Source organism: Pectobacterium sp. PL64 (genome assembly GCF_022477975.1).
Classification (GTDB): domain Bacteria; phylum Pseudomonadota; class Gammaproteobacteria; order Enterobacterales; family Enterobacteriaceae; genus Pectobacterium; species Pectobacterium jejuense.
Genome location: NZ_CP092070.1, coordinates 322,244 through 333,796 on the forward strand (window position 1 = coordinate 322,244; position 11,553 = coordinate 333,796).

General features: G+C 52.7%; 8 protein-coding genes. 1 reads left to right on the forward strand and 7 read right to left on the reverse strand.

Translation table 11 applies throughout. The features are described from left to right. Positions 1–13: 13 nt before the first annotated feature. The 7 genes from HP572_RS01465 to rpiB all read right to left on the reverse strand — a co-directional run bounded on the left by HP572_RS01465 (position 14) and on the right by rpiB (position 9,628). Positions 14–1,051 (reverse strand): LacI family DNA-binding transcriptional regulator, encoded by a 1,038-nt coding sequence (locus tag HP572_RS01465; protein ID WP_240584579.1) that lies wholly within the window; start codon positions 1,049–1,051, stop codon positions 14–16. 227 nt (positions 1,052–1,278) lie between these two features. Continuing rightward, positions 1,279–2,148: a BglG family transcription antiterminator LicT gene (gene licT / locus HP572_RS01470; RefSeq protein ID WP_240585667.1), complete on the reverse strand. Its 870-nt coding sequence runs from the start codon at positions 2,146–2,148 to the stop codon at positions 1,279–1,281. Between the two features lie 150 nt (positions 2,149–2,298). Beyond that, positions 2,299–3,726 carry a glycoside hydrolase family 1 protein gene (locus HP572_RS01475; protein ID WP_240584580.1) on the reverse strand — a complete coding sequence of 476 codons (1,428 nt, stop codon included), beginning with the start codon at positions 3,724–3,726 and terminating at the stop codon, positions 2,299–2,301. A gap of 65 nt (positions 3,727–3,791) precedes the next feature. Then, the gene (locus tag HP572_RS01480; RefSeq protein WP_240585668.1) at positions 3,792–5,696 is read right to left on the reverse strand and encodes a beta-glucoside-specific PTS transporter subunit IIABC; all 1,905 of its coding nucleotides are present in this window, start codon (positions 5,694–5,696) and stop codon (positions 3,792–3,794) included. Between the two features lie 314 nt (positions 5,697–6,010). Further along, positions 6,011–8,005 carry a transketolase gene (gene tkt / locus HP572_RS01485; protein WP_240584581.1) on the reverse strand — a complete coding sequence of 665 codons (1,995 nt, stop codon included), beginning with the start codon at positions 8,003–8,005 and terminating at the stop codon, positions 6,011–6,013. Positions 8,006–8,020: 15 nt separating this feature from the next. After that, complete coding sequence (gene tal, locus HP572_RS01490) at positions 8,021–8,971, reverse strand: transaldolase (RefSeq protein ID WP_240584582.1); 951 nt, start codon at positions 8,969–8,971, stop codon at positions 8,021–8,023. Between the two features lie 198 nt (positions 8,972–9,169). Continuing rightward, entirely contained in the window at positions 9,170–9,628 is a 459-nt protein-coding gene (gene rpiB / locus HP572_RS01495) for a ribose 5-phosphate isomerase B (RefSeq protein WP_014914261.1), read from the reverse strand. A gap of 542 nt (positions 9,629–10,170) precedes the next feature. On the opposite strand from rpiB, the gene HP572_RS01500 reads away from it, so the two are divergent. Continuing rightward, complete coding sequence (locus tag HP572_RS01500; RefSeq protein WP_240584583.1) at positions 10,171–11,553, forward strand: MFS transporter; 1,383 nt, start codon at positions 10,171–10,173, stop codon at positions 11,551–11,553.

Here is an 11,553-nt window from a genome sequence, read left to right on the forward strand (position 1 = left end):
ATAAGAGGGCGTATTATAAAAGGGCATCGTTGAGCGTGAAGCTTTCGCGCCATACCATCTCATAACCAATCTGTACGTGTTTCTTATAATAGCGTCCGGCCACCAGCTCTAAAAACAGATCGACGGCGGCTTCGCCCATTTCAGTGGGGTAGAGTCGCATTGTGGTCAAACTGGGATTGAGATGTTGTGCTGTGGGGATGTCATTCATCCCAATCACTTTTATTTGCTTAGGGATGGAAATACCTTTCTCTTGAATCGCCCGGTACACGCCAATAGCGATAATGTCTGTTGCCGCAAACACCACATCAGGCCACTCTTTTTGTTGCAGCAACTCATTCATCGCCTGATAGCCGGACTCAATACAGAATAACTGACTGACCTTGCATCGCGACTCGTCGTAGATACCGTGTTTTTGCGTTATCTCCTGAAAGACATGCAATCGGCTCTCATTGTTCCCTATAAATGCGGGGCGCTGAGCGCCGCTATTCACAATGTAATGTAATACTTCGCGTGCAGCTGCCTCTCGGTCAAAAAGCACGGCGTCACATTGTTTATCGAGGGGGGCAGAGTCGATAAAAATCAGGTTTTTATTTAATGAATAAATTAAGGCGATATCGTTATCGCTAAAGTGACCTACGCAAATGATCGCCTGCGCCTGAGATAACGTATGGCTATTGGAGGATAAATTTGTGGTGAATAGATTGCGTAACGAAATATTAAAATGATGGCAGCGGTTTTCAATGCCAATGCGCATTGCGGTGAAATAAGGGTCGTTGAGTTCTTCTGAGGGCGTAAGAAAGTGGACGACAGCGAGATTTAATAAATTGTCATTATCCATTTTGAAATGAGAGCGGACAACAAGCGAGTTCTCTAACTTTTTTTTCTGCTGCTTACGTTGTGTCGGCGATAAATAGGCCAGCTCATGGGCGATTTTCTTGATGAGTTGGCGCTTTTCTTTGGTTATGGACAGGCTGGGATCGTTATTAAGTACGCGAGAAACCGTTGAGGCTGCTACCCCGGCTTTTTGAGCGATATCTGTAATCGTTGCCACAAAAATTTTCCATAATTTGCCTATGAGGATGATAGTAGCCAATGCCTTACTGATTGAACATGCCCAGTAACTAAAAATGCGATGAAACTTTCAGCTATCGCCGTGTCACCCGCATGGGCGGTATCCTGTCCAGACGGGGCTATCAGGGATGGAGGCTTATGCGTGTTGTACTTGTGGGATCATCCGAACGAGGGGATGCAGCAGCGGCAGGAAAACCGCTTATCAATTTATCGCTTATTGGGCGCGCTTTCCTGCTCTGGGGTGATGCGGACGATATGAATAATCAGGTACAGCATTTCATCGTTAGAAATGTCGATGTTGAGCAGGTTATGAATATAATCTTTGATCAGTCGGCTGCATTTATAGGCATCAGGATATTCTTTGGTAACCTGCTCAAAAATAAAGTCATCGTTTGAATGAATCAGGCTATTTTCCAACAGACGCTGAATAAAGAATTGCATATGCGTCAGGAAGCGTGAGTAGTTAATAGACTCTTTATCAATCACGATATGGAAGTTGTACTGAATAATATTAAAGATATCTTTCAGCATCTTGACCGACTGGAGCGTGTTTTCCATATTCTGGACGTCGGTTTGGGCGTTGACCAAATGGAACGCGATATTGCCAGCTTCCTCTTCGGGTAATTCCAGATTCATTTGCTGGTTAATGTCGTTGAGCGCCCGCGAGGCAATCGCAAATTCCTGCGGATAAAACCGTTTTACTTCATAAAGCAGACGATTTTGTATGCTGATGCCTTTGCGATAGCGCTCAATCGCAAAGCTGATGTGATCGATCAGCGTAAAAAAGACCTGTTCGCTCAGGCGACCATGAAGCTGTCGGTTCGCATCATCAATAATCTTATTCACGATGTGAACATATTCCTCCCCGACGTGCTCAATCAGACGAGCAAATTCGCGTGGCGATGTGCCATCCTTGAGAATAAAGGTCTTCTCAATTTTGGCCGGATCGAGAATATCGCCGGTTTTGCTGTTAAAACCGATCCCTTTCCCCATAACAATGATTTCGTTGTTATCTGCATCAGAAGATAACACCAGGCTATTGTTCAGTATTTTTATTGCTTTTATCGGTTCAGCCATCATGCGTTTCTTGAGTGATTCGGTAGGAAAGTCAGTGAGATAAGATTGCCTCTGATTTGTCACGTTGCGGGAAATCGGCTTCCTGCAACGTGAAATATCCGGCGTCGTGCTTATCCCCGTTTTAACACGGTGTTCCGGGTATCGGCGGTATCACGGGACGCGAGGAAATAAGCGCGCTCCATTTGATTCTATGACACCTTGATACCAGTAAAAACTTTTCTTTTTGATGCGTCGCAGATCTTTCAGATCGAATTCATCGCGGTTCACATAAATAAACCCGTAGCGTTTACCGTAGCCCTGATGGGTGCTGACCACATCGATCGCCGACCACGGACAATAGCCAATAAGATCAACGCCATCGCTGATAGCGAGCTGCATCTGTTCAATGTGGCGGGCAATAAAATCGATGCGATATTGATCGTCGATCGTACCGTCGGCCTCAAGTTTATCCGGCGCACCCATGCCGTTTTCCGTAATCAGGATTGGCAGATGATAGCGCTCGTAGGTTTTACGCAATGTGAGTCGAAGGCCAATGGGATCGATCACCCAGCCATAAGGCGTTTTATCCACGTGCGGGTTTTCCGCTGCGCGATAGACGCCGGGTTCGCCCAGCATGATTTGCTGATCGCCTGCACGCGCGCTGACATCCGATGCATCGCCTTTACTGGCGGCAATGGTGGCGGTGGAGTAGTAGTTAATCGCGACGTAGTCGGGCTTGCCTGACAGTAGGATGTCGTCATCGCCGGGCAATGTCTCTGGCGCGAGACCGCGATCTTCCAGATAACGCCAGGCCAGCGCGTTGTAGCGGCCGTGCACCGCGACATCCAGAAAGCTCCAGCAGCGCAGCGTTTCCCAGTTGTGCGCGGCGATGGCATCTTCCGGCTTGCTGGTGGCCTGATACATAGAGGTGGTATTGATCGCCGGGCCAATCAGGCCGTTGGGGGCGAGTTCGTGGCACAACGCCATGACCTGCGCCTGCGCCAGCATCATGTGATGGTTCTGCTGGTACAGCGCCTTTTTGGATGGCAAAACGCCACCTTCCGGCAGGCCAATTGCGCCGGGGTGCAGAATCATGGTGTTCTGCTCGTTAATTGTCAGCCAGTATTTCACCTTGTCGCCGAAATGGGTAAACAGCGTGCGGGCGTAGTGAACAAAGGCATCAATCGTGGCGCGGTTCTGCCAGCCGCCCTGTGCTTCCAGACAATAAGGCAAATCGAAATGGTAGAGCGTGACGACCGGTTCAATATTGTGCGCGTTCAGTTCATCAATCAGGCTGTTGTAAAACGCGATGCCCAGCGGATTGATGGCACCGGTGCCGTCGGGAAGAATACGCGTCCAGGCGATAGAGAAGCGGTAGGCCTTTAATCCCAGTTCAGCAAACAGCTGCACGTCTTCTTTAAAGCGGTGGTAGTGATCGCTGGCGACGGTGAAGTCGGCGGTGTTTTCTGGGTGCAGACACTTATCAATGATCGACGGGCTTTTTCCATCGGCCTGCCAGCCCCCTTCAACCTGGTAAGCCGAAGTCGAGGCTCCCCACAGAAAGCCCGCAGGGAAGTGTTTTTGTTGTTGGTAATGCATATTTTCTCTCACATCCGGGAAGACGGAAAAGGCATCGGGCAGGGCACCCAATGCCTTTATGGGGATTAGGCGTTCACTTTAATGATCGTATCCAGTGGTGCGATCGGCTGTGGGGCGGTACAGACGACGCTGGCGTAGTCATCGCTGTTGATGATCACCACGGGCGTAATCGGGTCGTAGCCCAGACGCGTGATTTCATGCAGATCGAAGCTAATTAGCCTGTCGCCCGCGCTAACCCGGTCGCCCGGTTTGATATGGCCGGTAAAGTGCTTGCCGTTGAGGTTCACCGTATCAAGGCCGACATGAATCAGTAACTCTAGACCGTTATCTGTCCGGATACCGACAGCGTGTTTAGACTCAAGGAACGTGATGATTTCGCCACTAACCGGTGCGACCACTTCGCCCTTGTCAGGAATAATCGCCACGCCTTGTCCCAGTAATCCCTGTGAGAATACGTCATCGTTGATGTCATTCAGTGCGACCAGCTTGCCGGACATAGGGCTCATAATCGCTTGCGGTTCAGCATGCCCTTCCGCCGCCTGCGGCTTTTTGGTGGTTTCTGCGACTGGTGTCGGCTGGCTATTGTTGGCTGGTGCGGTGTCGGTTTCATCTACCGGATCGTCGAATCCCATGATCCAGGTGAGCGCAAACGTGACGACAATCGCAATGGCGCAGGTGATCAGCGCATGGACGATGTTCATCGGGTTTTCACCAATGAAAGCGGGCAGCGCCGCCAGACCCGGTGAGACGAAGGCGTAGCGAACCAGCCCAGCCAGCCCAGCATAGATCCCTGCACAGCCCCCGCCGATCATAGCGGCAATCAGCGGTTTCTTCAGCTTCAGCGTTACCCCGTACAGGGAAGGCTCGGTGATACCCAGCAGGGCAGTGAAGCCTGCGGAAGAAGCCAGCTGTTTCAGATTCTTGTTCTTGGTTTTAAACGCGACGCACAGCGTGGCAGCACCCTGCGCAATGTTGGAGGCCAGCATGCCGGGCCCGTTGATCATCTCGAAACCGTTGCGAGTCAGCTGCGAGGTAGCAATTGGCGTCATCGCCCAGGCGGTGCCGGTGATCACCAAAAACGGTTGCAGACCGCCCATCAGCATCGGAATGAGCCAGCTCGCTTTTCCGTCGATGATGGCGGCACCGCTGGCGACCAGATCGTTGAGGAAAATCCCGAAAGGCCCAATCACTACCAGCGCGAGCGGTGCGGTAAACAGCAGCACGATCATCGGCTTGGTGAAGAAGGTGATCATCGACGGTGAGACTTTTTCAGCGAATCGCTCAATGTAGGACATGATCCACACGGTGAGGATGATCGGCAATACCGATCCAGCATAGTCCGCCAGCCGCACCGGAATACCGATAAAGCTGATGGGGCCGCCTGATGCCAGTAGCTGAGCCAGATTCGGATGCAACAGTGCGCCAGCAATCGTCATTGCCAGAATCGGGTTACAGGCGAACTTGATGGAGGCACCGTAAGCCAGCAGGACGGGCAGGAAGAAGAAGGCCGCATCGGAGATGGTGTCCAGCAGGCGATAGGTCGTGCTGTCGGCGGAAATTAACCCCGTCAGTTTGAGGATCGCCAGCAGCGCTTTAATCATCCCTGCGCCGGTAATCGCCGGGATAACGGGCGTGAAGGTGGTGGAAATCACGCTGATGATTTGCGAGAAAATGCCGCCTTTTTTCTGCGGTTCTTTACTGCTGGCAGTGCGCTGGCCGTTCATCTCGCCAATCTCGTTCAAAATCGCGCGATAGGTGGTCTGGACATCGTTGCCGATGACCACCTGAAACTGACCGCCTCGATCCACCACGCTGATGACGCCGGGGAGTTTGGCAATCGCCTCTGCCTGTACGGCATCGCTGTCGTTGAACTCAAAGCGTAAGCGGGTGGCGCAGTGGGTCAGCTTGCTGACGTTCTGCTTGCCGCCGCTTAACGCGAGGATGTCGACTCCAAGTTTTTGATAATCCATTTTTTGATAATTCATAGTTTTACCCTGTGTTGACGCCAATTAGGCCAAAAAAAAAGACCAAAATAAAAATGCACCTCTAAAAAAGAGGAAATGCATTTTTACTTTGGTCTTGCCTGCCGAAGCAGTAGCACGCCGCGATAAAAATAGGCTGGTGCAACTTATGGTGTTGCGCCGCAATATCAGCATGCGGCGCTGGAGTGATGCAATGTGGTCAGATGAATTAATAGATCTTGATCACAAACAATGTGGCTGCTTGCGATCCTTTTGCGCACGGTATTGCAGTTTTATCGCATCAATTTTACCGCATCGCCGCTTTACTTCAGCAGCGCCTGCGCTTTTTCAACGACATTATCGACGGTGAAGCCGAATTCTTCGAACAGCAGCTCAGCCGGAGCCGATTCGCCGAAGCTCGTCATGCCGACAATCGCGCCGTTCAGGCCGACGTACTTGAACCAGTAGTCCGCAATACCCGCTTCAATCGCTACGCGTGCCGATACGGCTTTCGGCAGGACTGCTTCACGGTAGGCTGCATCCTGCTTGTCGAACGCATCCGTAGACGGCATCGACACGACGCGTACCTTGCGGCCTGCGGCAGTCAGTTTGTCATACGCGCCGACAGCCAGTTCAACTTCCGAACCAGTGGCAATCAGGATCAGCTCAGGTTGACCCTCGCTGTCTTTCAGCACGTAGCCGCCTTTCGCCACGTTCGCCAGCTGTTCAGCCGTACGTGACTGCTGCGCCAGGTTCTGACGGGACAGGATCAGCGACGTTGGGCCGTCCTGACGCTCAATGGCGTATTTCCACGCCACCGCCGTTTCCACCTGATCTGCCGGACGCCAGTTGCTCATGTTCGGCGTGACGCGCAGGCTGGCCAGCTGTTCAACCGGCTGGTGCGTCGGGCCGTCTTCACCCAGACCGATAGAGTCGTGGGTGTAAACGTAGATGCTGCGGATTTTCATCAGCGCGGCCATACGCACGGCATTACGCGCGTATTCCACAAACATCAGGAAGGTCGCCGTGTACGGTACGAAACCACCGTGCAGCGCAATCCCGTTGGCAATCGCTGTCATACCGAATTCGCGCACGCCGTAGTGGATGTAGTTGCCTGCGTGGTCTTTATCCAGCGATACCGAGCCGGACCAGATGGTCAGGTTGCTCGGCGCCAGGTCAGCGGAGCCGCCCAGGAATTCCGGCAGCAGTTTGCCGTAGGCTTCCAGCGCGTTCTGTGACGCTTTACGGCTGGCGATTTTCGCCGGATTCGCCTGCAAATCGTCGATAAATTTCTGTGCGTCAGCCTGCCAGTTGGCCGGTAGTTCACCGCCGGTGCGGCGTTTGAACTCGGCAGCCAGTTCAGGGTACGCGCTGGAGTAGGCGGCAAACGCCTCATCCCAGGCCGCTTCCTTACGCTGACCGGCCGGTTTGGCATCCCATGCAGCATAAATATCAGCCGGGATATCAAACGGCGCGTGCGCCCAGCCCAGCTGTTCGCGGGAAGCCGCCACTTCTGCATCACCCAGCGGTGCACCGTGGGAATCATGCGTACCGGCCTTGTTCGGTGAGCCGAAGCCAATCACGGTTTTGCACATCAGCAGCGACGGCTTGTCGGTCACCAGTTGTGCTTCACCGATAGCGCGCTTGATAGCGTCAGCGTCGTGACCGTCTACGCCGCGCACAACGTGCCAGCCGTAGGCTTCAAAGCGAGCCGCGGTATCGTCGGTAAACCAGCCTTCAACGTGACCGTCGATGGAGATGCCGTTGTCATCATAAAACGCGGTCAGTTTGCCGAGCTTCATGGTGCCTGCCAGCGAGCAGACTTCGTGAGAAATCCCTTCCATCATGCAGCCGTCGCCCAGGAAGGCGTAGGTGTGATGGTCGACAATCTCGTGGCCCGGACGGTTGAACTGCGCGGCCAGCGTGCGCTCGGCAATCGCCATCCCGACCGCGTTGGCAATACCCTGACCCAGCGGACCAGTGGTGGTTTCAACGCCGGCGGTGTAGCCGTATTCAGGGTGGCCTGGAGTTTTGGAATGCAGCTGACGGAAGTTTTTCAGTTCTTCAATCGGCAGGTCGTAGCCGGAGAGATGCAGCAGGCTGTAAATCAGCATGGACGCGTGGCCGTTGGACAGCACGAAGCGGTCACGGTTGGCCCAGTTGGGGTTGGCCGGATTATGGTTAAGATAATCGCGCCACAGCACTTCGGCGATATCGGCCATGCCCATCGGTGCGCCCGGGTGACCGGATTTGGCTTTCTGCACCCCATCCATGCTCAGCGCACGGATAGCATTGGCAAGTTCTTTACGAGAGGACATGCTTGACTCCTGAAATTACAGCTTGGCTGCCAGCAGCGCTTCCAGCTTTTGTTGATCGGCGGCGAACAGACGAATGCCTTCCGCCAGTTTATCGACGGCCATCGGATCCTGATGGTGCTCCCAGCGGAATTCAGATTCAGAAAGCGGAGAGGGATGATGGAACCCTTCGGTTGACGGTGTCAGTTGGCGTTCAACAGGCGCATCGCTGTTTTTCAACTGTTCCAGCAGCGCAGGGGAGATCGTCAGGCGATCGCATCCAGCCAGCGCCAGAATCTGCTCCACTTTGCGGAAGCTGGCACCCATGATCACGGTTTGGTAGCGGTGGCGTTTGTAGTAGTCATAGATATTACGCACGGAGATGACGCCGGGATCGTTTTCTGCCTGATAGTCGCTGGTGGGCTGCCTTTCCTGATACCAGTCATAAATTCGGCCCACAAACGGGGAGATCAGAAAGACGCCCGCTTCGGCACAGGCGCGCGCCTGTGCGAATGAGAACAGCAGCGTCAGGTTACAGTTGATCCCTTCTTTTTCCAGCTCTTCAGCCGCGCGAATCCCTTCCCAGGTGGCGGCGAGCTTAATCAGAATGCGTGAGCGCGGAATCTCTTTTTCCTGATACATCCCAATGAGCTTGCGTGCTTTCGCCACGCACATACCGCGATCGAACGAGAGGCGGGCATCCACTTCGGTGGAGATGCGCCCCGGAATGCTTTTCAGTACTTCCGCACCGATGTTTACCGCCAGTCGGTCGCTGGCGTTGATGAGCTGAGTCTCTTTGCTACCGCCTTGCTGATGCGCATAGGCAATCGCGTCATCAAACAGCGGCTGATACTGCGGCAGCGTCGCGGCCTTCAAAATCAGTGAGGGGTTCGTAGTGGCATCTTGTGGTGAAAATTGGCGAATGGAGTCGATATCGCCGCTATCGGCGACCACCGCGGTAAATTGTTTAAGGGCTTCGAGTTGGTTCATGAGTGAGCTCCTTGATGTAAAAGAGAAATGGCATGCGCAAAACAGAGCCAACACACTGCACCATGAGGTCGTGAAATAACATGCGCTTTTTCCGATTGCTGCGGTTGGGCTCTTTCGGTGGAACGTATAAATGGGTTGAACGAAACGTAAGACTGACGGCCAGTCAGTCTGGGGAGCGCTGCGGGCCGTCAGACAGGATTACCGGTGATTTTCCTGATGTTCGTAGTAGCTGATTTTCTCAACTTTTGGCGCTGATCCGCCGCCTTCAAACTCGGCATCCAGCCAAGCGCCGACAATCTCTTTTGCCAGTTCGGGGCCGATAACCCGCGCGCCCAGTGCGATCACCTGAGCATCGTTACTTTTTCTAGCCCGCTGGGCGGAATAGGTGTCATGGCACTGAGCGGCACGAATGCCATTGACCTTGTTAGCCACGATACACATGCCGATCCCCGTGCCGCACAGTAGGATCCCACGCTGGTGCTTACCGTCTTTAATCGCGTGGGCCAGCGTGTAGGCAACATCGGGGTAGATTGGATTTTCCCCGGTAGGATCGTAGCTGTAGTCGGTCACCGTCAGCCCCTTCTGCTGTAAATAATCAGTAATCGTGTTTTTCAAATCAATCGCGGCGCTGTCTGCACCAATTGCAATCGAGAGCATATCTATCTCCTGCCTGGCTAAGGGTCAAAGTGAGCCTGATATGTCGCTTTCGTTAGTTTGTTTATAAAAACATTAATAAACAGTAACTAACGAGAATCTCTCCGCATGATTCCGTACATTTCCGGCCTTTTCATGGCTAAACATATACCGCTTCTTTCAAATGTTCAATGTATGATTATTTGTTTTTTGTTTTGTCAGAGAAGAAAAGAGGATTGAAAGCGTGATCTTGGTCGCTTTTACGCCTTTTAAGGCGTTATTTTACCTTTTTGATACATATTTAGATCATGCTCACAATTTTCAAACAGAGAGATAGGCAAAAGATTGGAGCAATTATATCGTTCATATGTTCATTATGTGTATTAATGATCTGTATCTTTAGAGGGCATAACAATGTGTCAGACCTGTATGCAAACGATAAAAAAGACAACAAATAACAAAGGTCACACCGGGTATCGAATGACGAAAGAGGATGAAATGCAGGAACAGCCTGGCGTAGAGGCGATGTCATGGAAGGGATTGACTATCGGTAGTAAGGGGGCTGTATGAGTAAAGTATCGGTTGCAGCAACGGCGGGGCAATCTGCCACAAAACCGTCCACGACAACACCATCTGCTGTAGAACAGTCGGCCATTCGCAAGATCTCCTGGCGTCTCGTGCCTTTCGTCGGCCTGATGTTCTTTATTAACTTCCTCGATCGTACGGCCATTTCGTTCGCTGGGCCGAATGGTATGAATGCCGACCTTGCGCTGACCGTGGCGCAGTTCGGGCTGGCTTCAGGCATTTTCTTTATTGGTTATATTCTGCTGGAAGTCCCCAGCAATCTGGCGCTGCACCGCTTCGGGGCGCGCAAATGGCTGTCGCGCATTATGGTGTCGTGGGGCATCGTGTCGTTGCTGTTTACCTGGGTAAGCAGTATTGAAGGGTTGTATATCCTACGTTTCCTGCTGGGGATAGCAGAGGCGGGGTTCTTCCCCGGTGCGATCTTGTTCCTCAGTATGTGGGTACCAGCCCGCTATCGCAGCAGAATCCTGTCACTGTTCTATCTGGCACAACCGCTGACGGTAGTGTTAGGCGCGCCGTTGGCTGCCTGGCTGATTGAGCAACATGGCCTGTTTGGGTTGTCCGGTTGGCGGGTGATGTTCCTCGGTGTCTCTGTTCCAGCCATCATTGTTGGCCTCATTACCTGGTTTTATCTGGTTGATCGTCCGTCTGATGCCAAGTGGCTTAATGCTGATGAGAAACGTTGGCTGGTTAGTGAGCTGGAAAGCGAACACGCCACCAAAAATCACAGCAAACACCCTGGCGTCATGACCGTGATGTTTAACAAACGCGTGTGGGTACTGTGCCTGATTTACTTTGGTTTTATTTACGGTCTCTATGCGCTGGCATTCTTCCTGCCAACGATTATCGCGGGTTTCCAGCAGCAGTTCGGCACGACGTTCAATGTCATGGATAAAGGATTGATTACGGCCATTCCTTATTTGCCAGCGGCCATCGCGATGTACTTCTGGTCGCGTGATGCAACGCGTCGTGGCTGCCGTTCATGGCACATTGCTATCCCAGCGCTAACTGGTGCGATCAGCATTCCGCTGGCGCTGTTCATGGAATCCCCTACGGCGACAATTGCGGTGATCACCGTGACTGCCTGTTCCATCTTTGCTGCGCTACCTAACTTTTGGACGTTACCGACTCAGTTTCTTACCGGAGCATCAGCGGCTGCGGCCATCGCACTCATCAACACTATTGGTAATGTCGCTGGATTCTCAGCGGGATACATCACGGGTGCCGTGCGGGGCGTAACCGGAACCTACGTGATGCCTATGATGATTGTTGGCGGGTTTATGCTGCTTTCCGCAGTGTTAATGGTTCTGCTCAGTCGTTCGGATCGGGTATCGAAAGCCGCCTCAGTAACACAGGAGCATTAA